The organism is Novacetimonas sp. GS1, assembly GCF_036686925.1.
Classification (GTDB): Bacteria; Pseudomonadota; Alphaproteobacteria; order Acetobacterales; family Acetobacteraceae; genus Novacetimonas; species Novacetimonas hansenii.
In genome coordinates this window covers 766,834-784,863 of the sequence record NZ_VSZP01000001.1, presented here as the reverse complement: position 1 = coordinate 784,863, position 18,030 = coordinate 766,834, and the positions used below count along the sequence as shown (strand labels likewise).

Genomic DNA, 18,030 nt, shown 5'->3' with positions numbered 1-18,030 from the left:
GCTATTGTGCGGGCACGGCCCCCGATGACGGGTGCAGGTACTGATCCAGAAACCGCACCAGTTGGGTATAGGCAAAGCGCGTCTGGGGCAGGTTTTCCATATCCCACGGATGGTTCGCACCCGGCAGGGTGACAAGCGCGAACATTTTACCCTGTGCGATCATGCGCTGCGCCATCGCCATGGTATCGGCATACAACACGACCTCGTCACGTGTGCCGTGGATGATCATCAGCGGATCGCGCAGGCCGTCAGTATGATACAGCGCCGACTGCCGCTGGTACCGCGCGGGGAAATCCGACCCGGCGGGCGGCCCCATGATCCATTCCTGTTCGGGATAGGCATGCGCGACATTGCTGGCCGGTGCGCCCGCCACCCCGACGGCATAAAAACCGGGTTTGGTAAACAGTGACATCAATGTCATCAGCCCGCCATAGCTCGACCCCCAGATGCCGATGCGCGCCGGATCGGCATAGCCGCGATCGACCATGAACCGCGCCCCGTCCTGCAGGTCATTGACATCCAGCACCCCGTACTGGCCCAGCATCGGGCGGTTCCATGCCTTTCCCCGGCCAAAACTGCCACGGATGCCCGGATTGATGACGATATACCCGCGCGACACCAGATACTGGTCCAGCCCCCATGTCGGATGGGCGTTGCGCCCGCCCCACTGGTCACGCACCGCATCGGAATAAACCGACCCGACGATCATGGGATAGCGGCGGCTGGCGTCATAATCGGGCGGCAGCATGACCCGCATGGTCAGCAGCGCGCCGTCCACATGGCTTTTGTAATCCATGTAGCGCACATCGGCCCATCGCCGCGCGTCAAACGACGGCAGGGGGGAATGCGTCACACGGCCAAAGGACGGGGTGCCCGCGCCCAGAGCCGCGACATACAGGTCCGGCGGCGTGATGTCGTTGCTGAACCGGTCGGCAACATGGTCGAACCCGGGGGAAAACACGACCTCATGCGTGCCATGCGTCCGGGTCAGCAGTTCGGGCGTCCCGCCCTCCATCCCGACGCGATAAACCTGCCGCTGCGCATAGCCGGTCTGGTTTGCGGTGAAATACAGCCGCCCATGCACCGGGTCCGCCACAAAGGATTCGATTTCCCACGGTCCCTGCCCCGGCATCACGCGCGTGATGGCGCGGGGACGCGCGCCGATGGTGGGAATGTGATAAAGCTGGTTATACCCGTACCGGTTGGTCAACACGACCAGCCCCTGCCCCCGTGGCGCCCATGCCACCTGCCAGTCGGGGCGGACCTGCGCCGGGTCGGCAAAGCGGTAGAACACCTGCCGCCGCCCGGTTGGCACGTCGTAAATGTCGATGGCGTGATGCTTGATCGTCAGGTCGCTCTGATTAACGAACAGGGACCGCCCATCCGGCGACAGGCCGAAATTCCACACCGGGTCCTGCGCATTGTCACGCGCCATCCAGCGCGGCGCCCCACCCGCGACATCGACCACCCCGACCGCGAAACCGGTATCGGGATCACCGGGAAACGCGCGGGTCACATGGTCATGATGGACCTGCCCATCATGGTCGTAATCAATTTCCACCTTATGCACGGCACGGTTATCGGCCATGACGACGGCAATCCGGTCGGAGGCCGGGCTCCATTCCATCCGGTCCACACCGTCATCGGCGGTACCGGGCACCACGATGCGCGCGGGTGTGGACGCGGCCTGCCCCATGTCACGCAGCCATAATGCCCCATCCGACACGAACGCCAGCCACCGCCCGTCGGGCGACGGCGATATCTGCCCCACACCATGGCGCACGATTTCCAGCACACCCACATGGCCATGCAGGTCCGCCACCCGCAACGCGCCATCCATCACAAAGGCCATGCGCCCGTCAGGCAGCCAGGCAAGCTGCGTCACGCCCACGCCCTTTGCCTTGCCATGGGCGGCCTCGTCCATATGCGTCACCTGCTGCACCACGCCTGTCTCGGCCTCGTACACCCAGATGTCGCGAAACGCCGTGCCATGGTCATTCCATGCAAAGGCCAGACGCGCGCCATCACGCGACCAGGCGTAATGTTCGGGCGACGTGCCGATGATGCTCTGTTGCGCATACAGGCCCGCAATCGTCAGCGGCGGCGGAAGGCGTGACGGATGTGTATCTGACGCCGCGGCATGCGCCACGGGCGCGGCACACAGCGCAGGCGCCGCCGCCAGCAGGGATGCAAGCAGAACAAGGGCGGCGGGCCGCCGGCATGGCCCATGGCGGGTGTTATGGCCGGTGTTATGGCCGGTGTCATGGCGGGTGATTCTCATCATGGCCCATCTAACGGCGCGCAGAGGTGCATGGCAATATCGTTTCTGCCGCGCCCGGAATATTTGCGCCCGTGGTATTGATGAAAGTAATGGACATCCACCCATGCCGGTTTTTTCAACAAATCCGGCGTCTGTGACGATTTGCGCGAAAAGATTCGCCAGACCACCTTAAATGTCCACCACGCGCGGGCAGGAATTGACACCCTGTATCCGGTGCGGGCAACGTATGACATCATATCGTAACGATCGGGAACAGGAATGCTGCAAGAAATTCTCAGGCACCGCGCAAAGGCCCTGCTGTGCGCGGGGGCCATTATTTTGTTGCCCCAATGCAACATTCTGGCCACCCCGGCACATGCCACCAGCGCACAGCTACAGACGTTGTTTACCGACTGGCGCGCGCTTGCCACGCCGGAACAGCGCGACGGGGCGCCGGATTATGACGCAAAGGCCCTGTCGCATAAAAAAGACGGCCTGAAACAGATGCAAAAGCGTCTGGCCGCGCTGGATCACACAGGCTGGACCACCGACGACGATATCGACGCGCGCCTGATTGCCGCTGAAATGAACGGGCTGGATTTCGACCTGCGGGTGCGCCGCCCATGGGCGCGCGATCCCGGATATTTCGCCACCATCTTTGCCGAGGAAAGCGACGTCCCCGCGCATGAAGGCCCGTCGGCCGATACGATCGACCTGTTCCATTACGATTATCCACTTTCGCCACAGGCGGCGCAGGACCTTGCCGCGCGCCTGTCGGGGGTGCCCACGCTGCTGGCGCGTGCGCATGGGTGGCTGGCGAAAAGCAACGCCGCCGACCTGTGGAAATATGGCGACCGCGATTTCCGCCGGCAGGCCAAGGTGCTGTCCGCGCTGCTGGATGGATCGCTGAAGATGCGCACCCTGGAGGGGCAGAAGGCCGCCACCCTGGAGGGCGCGGGCCCGCAGGTGCGTAAGGCGGCGCAAAAGGCGCTGGCGGCGACGCAGGATTTCGCGAACTGGATCGCGGCCCAGGCCCCGACCAAGACCGGCCCGTCCGGCGTGGGCAAGGACAATTACAACTGGTACATGAAAAATGTGCAGCTTGTCCCCTATAGCTGGGACGAGCAGGTTACGCTGTTACGGCGCGAACTGGAACGCGCGCAGGCGTCCCTGCGGCTGGAGGAACTGCATAACCGCAACCTGCCGCCGCTGAAACCCATTGACAATGCCGTGGCCTATCGCAAATACGCCACGACGAAAATGCAGCAGTTCACCGATTTCATCATCAAGTCGGGGCTGGTGCCCGACCAGCCTTATTACCGTGCGGCGATGGCGGCGCAGACCCTGGATTACACCGCGCCGGGGGATCGCAATTTCTTCCTCAGGATCACGGCACTCGACCCGTGGCCGCTTTATTCCCATGACATCCACTGGACGGAACTGGCGCGGATCAAGGACGATCCCAATCCCGACCCGATCCGCCGTGGTGCGCCCCTGTTCAACATCTATGCCGCGCGATCCGAAGGGTTCGCCACCGCGTACGAGGAAATCGTGATGCAGGCGGGCCTGTATGACCACGAACCGCGCGGGCGCGAACTGGTATGGATCATGCTGGCCAACCGTGCGGCGCGCGGGCTTGCGTCATTGTATGTGCAGGCGAACCAGATGGACCTTGCCACGGCGGGGCGGTTCCATGCGTCATGGACGCCACGCGGCTATTCCGATCCCAACAGTTCCCTTGTCGGGTTCGAACAGCTTTTGTACCTGCGCCAGCCCGGATACGGCACCAGCTATGTCACCGGCAAGCTGATGTTCGATCAGTTGATTTCCCGACAGGCGCATGAGGCGGAGGCCGCAGGACGCCCGTTCGATGTCCGCACCACGTTCGCGGGCATCGCCGCGACCGGCATCGTGCCATGGCCGCTGGTGGAAGAAGCGCTGCTGCCGGCACAGGCACTGGCGAACGCGCCCTAAAATCCGGGGGACTGGACAGGGGAACGGGACGGGGGGAACGGGGCGGGGACGGGATGGCCCGGCCCCAGACCATGTCGCAAAACAGACCATGTCGCAAAACCGGTGCCGGGTGTCGCCTTTTCCCAAGAGGGCGACACCCGCACACGGCCATGGCGAAACCGTGGCGCACGGCACCCGCCGCACCACCAGCAACCTTCATCACGATGGGTCAGGGCCATGTGCATGGCCGGAGGGATAAAGCCGGCGGGCCACCCGTTCCATGCTCAATCCCTGCACGATGATGGTGAACACCACCACGCCATAACAGACAGGCAGCAGCAGGTCGCGCAACGCGCCCCCCGGCAGACCCAGCGCCAGCGAGACCGAGATCCCGCCACGCAGCCCGCCCCATGTCAGGATACCAAGGGCACGGCCGCGTTCCCAATGCCGCAGATGGACCGGCAGGATCGACAGCAGCACACTCAATGCCCGCGCGGCAATCGACAGCGGAATGATGGCAAGCGTCGCCAGCACCGTAAACAGGCGTGGCGTGATCTCAAGGATTTCAAAACCGATCAACATGAACAGCAAGACGTTCAGCACCTCGTCAATCAGTGTCCATGGAATGTCGAGTTCCGCGCGCGATGCCCCGTTATGGCCCGAGCCAAAGCACAGCCCGGCCATGACAACGGCAATCGCGCCCGACATGCCAAGGTGGGCGGCGAGGCTGAAGCTTCCGGTCGCCAGCGCCAGCGACGCCAGCAGATCAATATGCGGGTCCCGCTGTCCCCTGATGACACACAGTACGCCCCATCCGGTCAGTGCGCCCAACAGGCCGCCACCAATCGCCTCGCGGCAGAAGCTCAGGGCGATGTCCAGCGCGCTGACCCCATGGCTGTCACCGGTGGCAAGCCCGACGGTCACACCGAAAATGACCACGCCCACGCCGTCATTAAACAGGCTTTCCCCCGCGAAAACCGCCTGGAGCGGTCCCGGCAGCCCAAGGCGTTTGAGCATGCCGACAACCGAAACCGGGTCGGTGGGGGCCAGGATGGCGCCAAGGACGATGCACCATGCAAAGGGAACGGCATGCCCCAGCAGGGCAAAGACAGACCACGCCGCGACCGATAACAAGGCAACGGCCAGCACGGTCCCCAGAACCGACAGGGCGGCCACCGATGCAAGCCGTGCGCGCAGGTGCCCGACATCCACCTGCATGGCCCCCGCGAACAAAAGGAGCGACAGCGCGCCATTCAGAAGTGACGTGGGCAGGTTTACGGCCCCCAGCACAGAACGTGGAAGGGCCTGAAGGTCATAAGACGGGATCAACGGGTTCAGGATCATGAGCAGCAGGGAAGCCAGCAATGAAAACACCAGCACACCGATCGTCACCGGCAGGCGTAATGTGTGGTGATTAAGGATGCTGAACCCTGCCGAAAGCGTCAGGAGCAGGGCAAGGAGGCTGATGGTATCCATGCCGTCATTGCTGGCGGCTTCCACATCCTTCGTCAAGGAAAACCGCCCCGTCCTGACAAACATCCGGCTAAAAAATAAAAAATCTGGGGGAAACTTTTTTAGAACACATTGGGATAATATGATATTTCAATAAAAGTAAAAATATAAATCATTGATTGCAAAATTTAAATTTCACCAATACATCATTTAATCACAACTATCATTTTTATATTTATCGTATAATAACTTCTGAAGATTTTTTGGAAAATATTTCCTGAAAAGTTTTGTTATTTTCTAAAGAGACTGTTTGAAAACACATCATTGATAAAAAGAAAAGTTTCTGGGGGCCGCCTTTTGATCGAAAAAGGCGGCGTCTTCTGAAGCTTTTTGGAAAAAGCTTCACCAAAAACCTTTATGATTTCAGGATGTTATTAATCCTGAATTTTCAAACAGTTTCTAAGGTATTATTCTGGTTTTCAAACCATGTCCCAAAAGAAAGGGCCGGACCCTTTCGGACCCGGCCCCTTCTGCCTGATTGCCCTGTCGATCAGGCGACGGTGCGTCCGTCTTCCTTCGCCAGTTCCTTGACACGGCGCAGGAAAGACACGGCATAGTCATCGCCTTCCATCTTGGACGAAAAGCCGCCAAGCGTCGTCGTCAGGCCGCCCACGTTTACGGTGATGGAAAACTTACCCTGTGCGTCGGGACCCTGCGTTTCTACGGTCTTGCTCATGTCTGTATCCCCCATGGTTCATGACGGGCCAGTGCGGCCTGCTGTCATGATATTATGGGGATGACCACCCCACAGTTCCATGCCATCGCCGCGCATGACTGCGCGGTGCGAACAGCATATGGATGTTTGACCGACATCATGGAAAACACGCCATGCATGGGGGCGGTGCCCCAGATTCCCCGCCATTGCCATCATGCGTACCCCGTCATCAAACCGTGCCGTGTTTTGCACCTGTCCCGGACGGCCTGTATCGGAAGGATCTCGGTAAAGGACTGTTTTAAAACACCCGATCAAGAGAAAACGGGAACATTTCCGGCGTTACCCTGTTTTTTAAAAGTCAGGCGCAATAATATCCTGAAATCATAAAAGTTTTTGGTGAAGCTTTTTCCAAAAAGCTTCAGAAGACGTCACATGTTTGAAAAAAGGCGGCACCCAAAAACTTTTCCTGTTTTTTATCAATGATGTGTTTTCAAACAGCCAGCCAACTCCATTTCATCCGCACACATGGGCGCACGATAAATATGACAGGCCACTGCCGGGATCTCCGTGCCGCGCCACGGGGGGTGTTCATGCCCGATCCGGCAGACCGTCAGAAACGGTTCACAACCAACAGATGGCGCAGGAATGGAAAACCATTTCCGGGGGATTGCTGGAACAGACTTCGCCATCAACTTTCAGGATTGCCACGGCTTACGGGCTGAGACATTTCAAACCACCCCTTACTTCCACATCCATTTGCCAACCACGCGGCCATTGATGACCAGGTCCGCGATATCGACCTCATCCATGGGATAGGTGGGATTGATGCTGATGATGCGAATGCGCGGCGGGTTGGAATGAGGCACCAGCATCAGTTGCTTGAGCACGACGCCAAGCCCGTTCCACAGCACATACACCCCATCGGGCGACGGCACGCGATGCGCGGTATCGACCATCACACGTTCCCCCGCCATGAAGTCGGGTTCCATCGAATTGCCCGATACCCGCAGGATCACAAGCGCCGACGGGTCGGAAACATAATTTTCGACAAACGCGCGCGGCATGTGCCACGCCGCAACGCTGGCATGGCCTTCGCCCGCGCCACTGTCGGTTTCACCCACGATCGCACCGCTGCCGGCATGGGGGGCGATATCATATTCATTGATGGTGACGGTGCCGTCCGCATTGCGGCGCGGGGCCTGCGCGCGCGCGGCGCGTTCGATCCCTTCATTCAGGTCCGATCCACCGGGAATGACACCCGACAGGGCCCAGACCTCGTTCGCGGCAATGGGCGGGTCCCCCCGTTCGCTCAGCAGCGGGACGAGCCGACGCACGAGGTCAACCGGCAGATAGTCCTTCTTCAGCTTGTGTTCATAAAAGGAATAGGAAGAAAATTTGTTTCCCATCCCCAGATCCTGCGCCAAGGCCCGGACGCTGTAGCCCGCACGTTCGCGCAATGCCTTCAGCCGTGCGGAAACGGGTTGATATTCCGGGCACGGGGGGGGGGACGATGATGCTGCCATGGGAAATGTCATGTCCGATCAGGGCGGGGAAAGTCCAGTCCCTTGCAGGCCTGCCCATGCATAATTTCACCCGCCGCCATCAGGCGCAAGGTTCATCACGCCCCGGCGGCCAGGAATTTTCCCCCATCGTGCGGGCATGGTATGACATGATACAGCCGCGGCGCGTGCATCCGCCGCTGCAATTTGCGTCCATCCCCACACATCGCCAAGGAGCGTATGCGCCCGATGATAACACGCCTGCCCGGCCTGTTCCGGATTTCCCACCTGTTCGACCTGTTCGAAGAAGGCGTCATGCTGGTGCTGACGTTGCTGATTGTCGTGATCGCGGGGGTATCGCTGGTCCATGTCGTCATCGCGGTGGGACAGATGCTGCTGGGGATCGGGCTGACCCCCACCAGCCCCGAAGTCATCCAGAGCATCTTCGGCATGTTCTTCACCGTCCTGATCGCGCTGGAGTTCAAGCATTCGATCCTTGTCCTGCCCGATGCACAGCCCCACAGCATGATCCGCATGCGTTCCGTCCTGCTGATCGGGATGCTGGCGACGGTGCGCAAGTTCATTGTCCTTGACCTCAAGGAAGTGAATGTCATGGAAATGCTTGCGCTGTCGGCCTCGATCCTGGCGCTGGGTATCGTCTACTGGCTGGTGCGTCCGCAAATGCCGTCCACACCCGATGACATGGCCCATGGCGTGCCACCAGACATGCCCCATGACATGCCCCGGCACACGGACCAGAACACGGACCAGCACGTGGCGCAGACCGTATCGCGGAACGTTGCCACACCTGAATGAACAGGCCCCCGGTCCGGCCGCCATGACCTCCCGCCCCAAACCATGGGAATACGTGATGGGGCATGAAGCCGGGCCGCCTATTGGGGCGTTGACTGGGGGTGCTTTAGCGATTGTTTGAAAACAGGTCATTGATAAAAAACAGGAAAAGTTTTTGGATGCTGTCTTTTGATCGAAAAAGTTAGCGTTTTTCGAAGCTTTTTAGAAAAAGCTTCACCAAAAACCTTTATAATTTCAAGGTGTTATCGAGCCTGACTTTTCAAACAGTCTCTTACCGGGGCCAGCAAAGGAACAGGCCCCCGCCCCCTTGCGCAATCGAGAGCCATCTTTGGGGACGCGCTGTGTGCAAAAACCCTGCCGCCTGTCTGCAACAATCCTCCGGCGGACCTGTTTCATGGTCTTGGCGGGCTGCTGGATTGGGGGCGAAAATCGCGCCTGCATGTCATTTTCACACAGGAAGACCACACCCTTTGATGCATCAATTCATAATATGCCTGTTTTCCGGCAGATCATTTCAGGAATATGCCCAACCCGACAGGAAATTAGGGGCTGCCTGAAAAAGCAGGGGCGATAACATCCTGACATTCCGAAGGGTTTTAGTGGGTATTTTCCTGAAAATCTTCAGAAGACGCCGCCTTTTTGGAAAAAGGCGGCACCCAAAAATTTTTATCATTTCAGGAGGTATGCTGATTTTCTTTTCAAGAGGATGGTATTTTATCATGATTCGGCAACACATCACTTCCCAAAAAAAAACATCTCTATTGAAAAATACATAATCCACACATGGGTTTTTATAAAATATTTACCAATTCCCTTTAATATTTCGTCAGACTGAGAACTTTTGCAAAAGACATCGGGATAGTCTTTCCATTTTCATACCAGTTAAATTATAAATTCTCTGCAAATTACAAATGGAAGTCGATCCCCCGATCCTCCAAGCTATTTGAAATTTTGCACCAAGCCCCCTGAAATAATAAAAGTTTTTGGTAAAGCTTTTTCCAAAAAGCTTTGAAAGTCAAAAACATTCCAAAAACCCAGAATAACGTCTGAAATGACCCACCAATAAACAATGGGGAAATATTTTTAGTATTGCCTGTCGATCGGAAAAGGCGATGTCTTTCGAAGCTTTTTGAAAAAAGCTTCACCAAAAACTTTTATGATTCCGCGATCTTATCGGACTTACCTTTTTAAACAGCCTCTTATACTCCCATCACATCACCGTGCAGGGATCGTGCTGCGTACCGGGTTGGGGCAGCGGACGGATATTCCATGCACCCATTCTGCCTGTGCGCGGGGACCATGCACCACAGGCGGCAACAGGCCGCAATCATTTGCACATCATGCCCTTATGGATGGTCGGCGCGTGTTGGACGCCACATGGGCCGTGCCCCTCACGCCTTCTTGACGTGGGGACAGGGGGCGGCTTTGCTTGGGGCACAGGGATCACCCGATTACGGACGGGAGGGCACATAATGGCTTTTAAGGACGGTGACGTCGTCATGATACGCAAGGACGCGATATCGGACCCTGAATGGAGCGGGACGCGCGGCACCGTGGTGGAAATCATTGATAACGGGCAGATGCGCGTGCGTTCCGACCAGACGGGCGATGACAAATGGTTTACCCCCGAACAGGTTGTCTCTGGGTGATCCTGTCTCTGGGTGATCCTGACCTTTGCCGGGCGAAACCGGGGCGTGGCGCGCGGGCTCACGCCCTTTTTTTCATGCCTGCCGCGTTTTCATGACATTGCATGCGTAACGCGGGCACGGGCCATGTGTTGTGTGCGGGGCGCCTTGGACGCAGGTGGCGGCATGATGATAGGATGATGGCCGGTTGCCCGCTTTCGGGACAAACCGACGGAGGCGTAAGGCAGAAACACGATGGATCGCGGCAAGATTGTAAAATGGGGCACCATCCTTTCGCTGCTGCTGATGATCGGCAGCGTCGGCGTGCTGGTACGCGGCATGACGCCCGACGGGATCGGCCCCATGGCATGGATGGTGGCAGAGGGGCTGGCCGGGCTTGGCCTGCTGGGTCTGGGCATCATCAACATCACCGGGGGACGGGATAAATAGTACCGGCCACGCACCGGCCTACCTCTCCTGCCACCCTCCCCTGCCGCGCCACTCCATGGGGCGCGTCTGGCGGGGTTCTGAAACAGCTTCGCATCACAGCATATTTCTGAAAAAATCCGGCGACAGGTGCCTGTGGCCTGTCCCTATGCCGCGCGGCCGGCCGGGTCGTCCGACAGGATGGCCCAGCGTTCGTGGTCACGCCATGCGCCGTCGATGAACAGGTAACGCGGCGAAAATCCCTCGCACCGGAACCCGACACGCCGCACCAGCGCGCGGGATGGCAGGTTGGCGGGCTGTATGTTGGCCTCCAGCCGGTGCAGGCCCATCGCATCGAACGCGTGGCGCACGGTCATGCGCAGCGCCTGCGTCATCAGGCCGCGCCGCGCCTGGGCCTTCATCGCGTAATATCCCAGATAGGCGCTGCAGAACGTGCCATGGACGATCTGGCTTAGTGTCAGCACGCCAATCACGCCGTCCACGCCCGCCATGTCATCGCGCCGCGCCACCAGTGCGACATTGGCCCCTGTCACCACCTGATGAAACCATTTTGCAAAACCGTCATGGTCGGTAAAGGGCGCGACCCATGGCGCATGGAAATCGCGGCTGGCGATATTGGCCGCCACAAGGTCATCTTCATCCATGCGCGTGACGGGCGCCACCATCACGCCCGTATCATGCGCGCCCCCATCCGACCGGTCGGGAAAGGCCGCAGGGGCGGGATCATCCATGCCCATCATCCCTATCCCCACCCGCCGCACCTGTCGTCCCTGTCATCCCTGTCGCCCCTGTCGCACCACGACGCGCGGGCATTGCGCCAAGGTGGTTTTCGCCCCGCGCATGCGCCATGCGGGCCTGTCGTTCACGTTCGGCATAGCGGGCGCGCTGGATGTCGTCGCGCGCGTCATGGCAGGCGGGGCAACTGACCCCCGGCACATACAGGGCGGAGGCCTGATCCGCCAGGCTGACGGGCATGCGGCAGGCATGGCACGGCACATGGGTGCCGGGGCGCAAATCGTGCGTAACGCTGACGCGCTGGTCAAAGACGAAGCATTCGCCCTCCCACATGCTGTGGGCCTCTGGCACGGTTTCAAGGTATTTCAGGATGCCGCCACGCAGGTGGAACACATCGTCGATCCCTTCGGCACGGACAAAGGCCGTCGCCTTTTCACACCGGATGCCCCCGGTGCAGAACATCGCGATTCTGGGCGCACGGCCACGCGCCATCATCTCCGCCCGTCGCGCCCGGAACCATGCGGGAAATTCACGAAACGACCGGGTGGCGGGATTGATCGCACCCGCGAATGTACCGATCGCGACCTCGTAATCATTGCGCGTATCGATCACGATGGTATCAGGGTCCGAAATCAGGTCGTTCCACTGTGCGGCCTCCACATAATGACCGGCATCGTGGCGCGCATCAATGTTGGGCACGCCCATCGTCACGATCTCGCGCTTGGGACGGACCTTCATGCGGTGGAACGGCACACTGGCGGCGCGGGTTTCCTTGACATCCAGACCCGCGCATCCCGGCAATGCACGGATATGCGCCAGCACATGGCCGATCCCCGCATCGCTGCCCGCAATGGTGCCGTTGATCCCCTCTGCCGCGATCAGCAGCGTCCCACGCACGCCCTGTTTGGCGCATACCCGTTCCAGCGGCGCGCGCAGGGCAAGGTGATCGGCAAACGGGGTAAAGCAGTACAGCGCCGCAATCCGCACCGGCAGGGCAGTGCCGGCAGCCGTGTCGGGGGTGGTGGAAGGGGCGGGCGCGGTGCTGGTCATGGGGCGAAACCCTGAAAACGGGGGGACAACCCCACCGCCATATCAGGCCGCCGCGCGATCTCCAAGCGGCATCGGGGGATGCGTGCGACATTTGCCGATTATGCGTGCCCCGCGCCTTGGTATGCCTGCCCCATGGTGGAAGGCCATCGGCAACATGCCCCCTGGTCAACAGACTGTTTAAAAAGTCAGGATCAATAATATCCTGAAGTTATAAAGGTTTTTGGTGAATATTTTTCCAAAAAGCTTCAGAAGACGCCGCCTTTTTGAAAAAAGGCGGCACCCAGAAACTTCTCCTGTTTTTTATCAATGTTTTTTCAAACACTCTGCAAGGAACAGGAAATGTCAGTCATTACTTTAATATTATGAAATCATGACCATTTTGACAAATATCTCTGGAAAAATACCCGTCAAAATTCATTGTTTCAATTCTGTATTGGCACATGGTTTTCAGACAACCTGTGCAGCACGCCTACCGCGCGGGGCGGTGCGCTTATGCCATGGCCGCCGTCGCCGGACGTGCCAACATCACGCATGCCGCATTGCGATATGTGCATTCCCCTGTCGGGTGGTACCCCATCCGCGCCGCCAGTCGCAGGGAGGGATGGTTGTCCGGGTCGATGATGGCCACCGTGCGTTGTGGGCCATGGGTGCGCGCGAACCAGTCATGGGCGGCGCGCGCGGCCTCTGTCGCATATCCGTGACCATGGGCGGCGGCGGTCATGATCCACGCCACCTCCGGGCAGCGATCGAACTCCGCCCCCAACCCGCGATGGAAATCCGCCAGCCCCACATCGCCCAGGAACCGGCCATCCGCCCGGTCGAACACGCCAAACAGGCCATATCCCAACGCCGACCAGTGCCCGATATAACGCAGGAGGCGATTCCAGGACTCCTCCTCGCTTGGCAAAGGGGAACTGAGGAAGCGGCGCGTGCCTTCATCAAGGAACATCGCGCGCCATTCATGAAAATCCGACAGGCGATGCGGGCGCAGCAGCAGACGCGGCGTCTCGATCACGGGCTGGGTCAGGGTCAGGGGATCGGCCATTTTCTTTCCACGGTCTGTATCGCCCACAGGGGCAGTGCCAGATACATATCATGGATTGCAAAGACCGACGATGCACCTGGCCCCTGTCCCCACCGGAAACACACCACACAGATCACAGCCGGACACGACAGAAATCACGCCCCCACACCCCGATCCATTTACATCATGGTTTCCAAAGGGCCAGCCCTTTGGTGGGTCAAGGGCAGAGCCCTTGTGTCACCCTTTCCCCACCGGAAACACGCCACACAGACCACAGCCGGACACGACAGGAATCACGCCCCCTACACCCCGATCCATTTACGTCATGGTTTCCAAAGGGCCAGCCCTTTGGCGGGTCAAGGGCAGAGCCCTTGTGTCACCCTTTCCCCACCGGAAACACACCACACAGACCACAGCCGGACACGACAGGAATCACGCCCCTACACCCCGATCCATTTACATCATGGTTTCCAAAGGGCCAGCCCTTTGGCGGGTCAAGGGCAGCGCCCTTGTGTCACCCTGCCCCCACCGGAAACACGCCACACCCCATATTACAGATGGTTTCATCCACCCCGCCCCCATTGCATGCGGGCCGGGGCGCATGCTGTCTTGCGCGAAACAGTCTACGGGGTCCATGACAATCGCCTTTCTACGCCGCCCTTTCTCCCGCACACGCCGCCCGGATTTCGGGTTCTGGCTTCTTGTCTCCATGGTGTTGGCCCCATCGGTCCTGTCTTCGCATGGAATCGTACGCAGCGTGGCGACGGCCATGTTGCTGATGGCCGCACTGGGGCAACGGCGGCTGGTGGTCGTGGCGTTGCTGCCCGCGCTGCTGCTGATGCCCATGGCGCTGTATTACGTGCATCTGACGGGCCACCTGCCGGGGGTGCAGCTCTGGCTTGTGCTGTTCTACTGCTCGCTGCCGGTCATCATGGGATACCTGCATGCATTCTGGCCGTGGCTGGTGATGTGGGGGGCGGTATGTATTGGCGTGACGGCGGGATATGTCGCACGCCCGCGCGGGCCGGTGCTGCCGTCGGGATGGGGGCGGCGGGGATGGGTGCGGTGGTTCACGCTGCTGATGCTGGTGCCGATGGGCGCGCGGGTCATGCAGCTGAACCACGAAAATTTCCACCGTGCCGTGAATTACAACCCGTTTTACGGGCTGGAGGATTTCTACGATCATTCCTATCCATGGAACCTTGTCGCGGGGTACCTTGCCGGGCGGTATGAAACACGGCGCGTGACCGACATGGCGCGGCGGATGAACCACCAGCCGGTGCGCTTTGTCGCCCCGCCGGATCGCGACCCGCCACATATCGTCGTGCTGGTGATCGGTGAAAGCGCGCGGCGCGATCACCTGCACATGTATGGGTATGACGTGCCCGACACCCCGGAAATGGAACGCGAAGACGGGCTTCTGCGCTTTGGCGACATGGTGACGCCGTTTGATTACACGGTCGGGTCGGTGCCGGTCATCCTGTCGCAATATGACCGGGTCATGTCGCCACGCATCACGCAACATGACCTGATTTCCCTGTTCAACGCCGCCGGATATGGGACATGGTGGATCAGCAACCATCCCCGCCTTGGCCCGTATGACAGCGTGATCGGCGCCTATTCCGAACAGGCGCGTCACGTTATCTATACCACCGTGCATGGCGGGATGATGAGTCGGCCGAAACTTGACGAAGCCTTGCTGCCCGAATTTGCGCACGCCCTGCACGATGCGCATGGCAACACCTTTATCGTGGTGCATATATTCGGCAGCCATGAATTCGTGGCCGACCGTTTCCCCCGCGCCTATGCCCGGTTCGGGTCCGATTATGACGACAGCATCGCCTATACCGACCATATCATGGCGCAGATCACCGACATGCTGCGCGCCACACCGGGGGATAACATGCTGTTCCATGTGGCCGACCATGGGGTGCGGGTGGATGAATGCACCGCAGGCCATACACAGCATGGCGACCTGAAGCAGGATTACGCCGTGCCATTCCTGATCTGGCTTTCGCCCTCATGGATTGCCCATCACCCGGCACAGTACCAGACCGCGCGCACGCATCTCGACACGCCACTGATGACATGGAACCTGCCCGACAGCATCACCGATGCCGCCGGGCTGCACCTGACCGATGCGGACGCCACGAAATCCGTGTTTTCCCCCCGGCTGGCCCGTCCACACCGCGTGGTGCATGGCGACGGGGACAACATCAACGTGGATTATGACCACAGTCATAACACCGCCGAATGCCATATCATGCCCGACTGAATCATGCCCCCCGGCGGGAATGGGGGGAGCGCATCACCGGGCGCGCGCCAGAGATTGTCTGGAAACACACCCCTGATGAAAAAGGAAAGTTTCCGGGGGCCGCATTTTGATCGAAAAAGGCGGTGTCTTCTGAAGCTTTTTAGAAAAAGCTTCGCCAAAAAAACTTTATGATTTCAGCATGTTACCTGTGGGAACGCAGGCATCGGGCGATGGCTGCGCCTGATGCCTGACCGTGCGGTATCAGTGCTGCTGTGCGGCGCCGGGATGATGGCGGACATAGGCGTCGTAACGGCGCTGGTCCACGCAGAAGGCAAGGTTTTTATACAACTGGATATGCCGCTGTGCCGTGACCTGCTGCTGGCATGTGACGCGGTCGGCGTCCTTGTATTCATCCCACACACCACGCAGGACCGCGGCCTTTTCCTTTTCAGCGGAAACGCAGGCATATTTCACTTCATCGCCGAATTCATTGGTACAGTCAGCATCAATGTCATATTCGGGAAAGGCCGGGCTGGCGGCGGGCAGGTGAACCGAAGGATCGACATACAGGGAATCCAACATGGCCTCTGACACCGCATGGGCGGGCGACACCCCCGTAACAAGCGTGGCCGCCACAACCGACAGCACCGCGATAACGCCACCTGTTTTCTTCATGTCCGCAATCCTTTTACGCACATCCGGCCTGCCACCGCGCAGGTCCGTCGTGGCGCGCACTGTGATGGAGTTGCAGGTAATTGGAAAGCCCAAAATCCACCATCACCGGCCCTGCGTCACGCGGGCGTGATGGCGCGGGGCAACGACAATCCCGCCACACGCGGGGGTTGCGACTGGACACCGGTGGACAATGCCGCAATGATGATGCCCCATCACCCCGACAGGTCATGGCCGCGCCCCGGACCATCGGCCTTTATGCCGCATGTACGTACTGAGGGACCGACCGCATGACCGCACCAACGCCATCGTCACCCGCCCCATCGCATGACACGTCGCGGCCCATCCGCATCGCCATCATCGGGACGGGCACGATCGCCAATACGCAACATGTGCCCGTCATCCGCGCGCATGCGGGATTTGAACTGGTCGCCGGGGTCAACCCCACGCCCGTGACATGGTGGGACGCGGCGACAGGTGATGCCAAGATGTTTTCGTCCCTGACCACCCTGATCCAGTCGGGGACAGAGGTGGACGCGGTGGCGATCTGCACCCCGCCTGCGACGCATTACGCACTGGCGGCGCAGGCACTGGCGGCGGGATGGCATGTGATGCTGGAAAAACCCCCCACGCCCATCCTGTCACAGGCGATGGACCTGCACCGCCTGGCGCGCAACGCGCGGCGCACGCTGATGACGTCATGGCATGCGGCCTGCGCCCCGGCCATCGCCCCGGCACGACAGATCCTGTCGGCCAACGGCATGCGCGCCATGCGCATCACCTGGCGCGAAAACGTGCAGAAATGGCACCCCGGTGCGAACTGGTTCTGGAAACCCGGTGGCCATGGCGTGTTCGACGCGGGCATCAACGCGCTGTCGATCGCCTGCGCGGTGATGGACGATCCCCTGTTCGTGCGCGACGCCATTCTGGATATCCCCGCCGGGGCCGCAACCCCGTGCATGGCGCAGGTACAGTGGAGCACCCCCTCCCTGTCGAGCGGGGTGGAGGGCATATTCGACTGGACCCATCGCGGACTTGAGGTATGGGACATCGCATGGACCCTGAACAACGGGCGCAGGCTGTTGCTGTCACAGGGGGGCGGCGGCCTGTCGCTGGACGGGGTGGGCATCACCCTGCACGGGACGCATGAATATGAATGTGTCTATAGCCGGTTCGAATCCCTGGTCCATGCCGGCGCATGCGACATCGAATACCGCCCCGTCGCCCTGGTGGAAGACATCCTGTCCACCGGACAGCGCCGACCCGCCGAAATGGCGGTGCCGATCACACCCGACCCAGCCCCCTGAGACGCGCGTTGCCCGGTGTGTCCTGCGGGAGAGTATTTTAAAACAACTCATTGATAAAAAACAGGACAAGTTTCTGGGTGCCGCCTTTTGATCGAAAAAGGCGGCGTCTTCTGAAGCTTTCTGGAAAAAGCTTCACCAAAAACTTTTATGATTTCAGGACGTTATCGCGCCGGATTTTGCCAACAGTCTCTAACACGTCCCCTGGCATGCCCCCGGCGCGACCC

At 59.8% G+C, this 18,030-nt stretch carries 15 protein-coding genes; 7 read left to right on the top strand and 8 right to left on the bottom strand.

Annotated features, from left to right (window positions below):
* Position 1: 1 nt before the first annotated feature.
* Entirely contained in the window at positions 2-2,284 is a 2,283-nt protein-coding gene (locus FYB92_RS03515; RefSeq protein WP_332828180.1) for a prolyl oligopeptidase family serine peptidase, read from the bottom strand.
* 255 nt (positions 2,285-2,539) lie between these two features.
* Between FYB92_RS03515 and FYB92_RS03510 the strand changes: the two genes are divergently transcribed.
* Positions 2,540-4,234: a DUF885 family protein gene (locus tag FYB92_RS03510; protein ID WP_332828179.1), complete on the top strand. Its 1,695-nt coding sequence runs from the start codon at positions 2,540-2,542 to the stop codon at positions 4,232-4,234.
* 198 nt (positions 4,235-4,432) lie between these two features.
* Here the strand turns inward: FYB92_RS03510 and FYB92_RS03505 are convergent, their stop codons facing one another.
* The 3 genes from FYB92_RS03505 to FYB92_RS03495 all read right to left on the bottom strand — a co-directional run bounded on the left by FYB92_RS03505 (position 4,433) and on the right by FYB92_RS03495 (position 7,903).
* On the bottom strand, positions 4,433-5,689 hold the full coding sequence (locus FYB92_RS03505; RefSeq protein WP_332828967.1) for a sodium:proton antiporter: 1,257 nt from the start codon (positions 5,687-5,689) through the stop codon (positions 4,433-4,435).
* Positions 5,690-6,215: 526 nt separating this feature from the next.
* Positions 6,216-6,401, bottom strand: coding sequence for a hypothetical protein (locus FYB92_RS03500; protein WP_281649265.1), 186 nt, complete (start codon positions 6,399-6,401; stop codon positions 6,216-6,218).
* A 719-nt stretch (positions 6,402-7,120) separates the two neighbouring features.
* On the bottom strand, positions 7,121-7,903 hold the full coding sequence (locus FYB92_RS03495; protein ID WP_003621643.1) for a S24 family peptidase: 783 nt from the start codon (positions 7,901-7,903) through the stop codon (positions 7,121-7,123).
* A 225-nt stretch (positions 7,904-8,128) separates the two neighbouring features.
* Between FYB92_RS03495 and FYB92_RS03490 the strand changes: the two genes are divergently transcribed.
* From FYB92_RS03490 to FYB92_RS03480, 3 genes are all read left to right on the top strand, one after another.
* Complete coding sequence (locus FYB92_RS03490) at positions 8,129-8,695, top strand: phosphate-starvation-inducible PsiE family protein (RefSeq protein ID WP_332828178.1); 567 nt, start codon at positions 8,129-8,131, stop codon at positions 8,693-8,695.
* Between the two features lie 1,469 nt (positions 8,696-10,164).
* Positions 10,165-10,341, top strand: a complete 177-nt coding sequence (locus tag FYB92_RS03485; protein ID WP_003621640.1) for a hypothetical protein — start codon at positions 10,165-10,167, stop codon at positions 10,339-10,341.
* A gap of 231 nt (positions 10,342-10,572) precedes the next feature.
* Entirely contained in the window at positions 10,573-10,767 is a 195-nt protein-coding gene (locus tag FYB92_RS03480; RefSeq protein WP_003621639.1) for a hypothetical protein, read from the top strand.
* A 143-nt stretch (positions 10,768-10,910) separates the two neighbouring features.
* Here the strand turns inward: FYB92_RS03480 and FYB92_RS03475 are convergent, their stop codons facing one another.
* The 3 genes from FYB92_RS03475 to FYB92_RS03465 all read right to left on the bottom strand — a co-directional run bounded on the left by FYB92_RS03475 (position 10,911) and on the right by FYB92_RS03465 (position 13,594).
* Positions 10,911-11,495, bottom strand: a complete 585-nt coding sequence (locus FYB92_RS03475) for a GNAT family protein (protein WP_332828177.1) — start codon at positions 11,493-11,495, stop codon at positions 10,911-10,913.
* Entirely contained in the window at positions 11,488-12,549 is a 1,062-nt protein-coding gene (locus FYB92_RS03470; protein ID WP_332828176.1) for a rhodanese-related sulfurtransferase, read from the bottom strand. The genes FYB92_RS03475 and FYB92_RS03470 overlap by 8 nt, the downstream gene beginning before the upstream one ends.
* A 490-nt stretch (positions 12,550-13,039) precedes the next feature.
* Positions 13,040-13,594: a GNAT family N-acetyltransferase gene (locus FYB92_RS03465; protein WP_062810025.1), complete on the bottom strand. Its 555-nt coding sequence runs from the start codon at positions 13,592-13,594 to the stop codon at positions 13,040-13,042.
* A gap of 613 nt (positions 13,595-14,207) precedes the next feature.
* Between FYB92_RS03465 and FYB92_RS03460 the strand changes: the two genes are divergently transcribed.
* Entirely contained in the window at positions 14,208-15,848 is a 1,641-nt protein-coding gene (locus FYB92_RS03460) for a phosphoethanolamine transferase (RefSeq protein WP_332828175.1), read from the top strand.
* Between the two features lie 240 nt (positions 15,849-16,088).
* Here the strand turns inward: FYB92_RS03460 and FYB92_RS03455 are convergent, their stop codons facing one another.
* The gene (locus FYB92_RS03455; protein WP_062810026.1) at positions 16,089-16,502 is read right to left on the bottom strand and encodes a hypothetical protein; all 414 of its coding nucleotides are present in this window, start codon (positions 16,500-16,502) and stop codon (positions 16,089-16,091) included.
* A gap of 80 nt (positions 16,503-16,582) precedes the next feature.
* Here FYB92_RS03455 and FYB92_RS03450 point away from each other — a divergent pair, with 80 nt between their 5' ends.
* Together FYB92_RS03450 and FYB92_RS03445 are read left to right on the top strand one after the other, a co-directional pair.
* Positions 16,583-16,777: a hypothetical protein gene (locus FYB92_RS03450; protein WP_139312545.1), complete on the top strand. Its 195-nt coding sequence runs from the start codon at positions 16,583-16,585 to the stop codon at positions 16,775-16,777.
* 12 nt (positions 16,778-16,789) lie between these two features.
* Entirely contained in the window at positions 16,790-17,806 is a 1,017-nt protein-coding gene (locus FYB92_RS03445) for a Gfo/Idh/MocA family protein (protein ID WP_003621630.1), read from the top strand.
* Positions 17,807-18,030 lie beyond the last annotated feature (224 nt).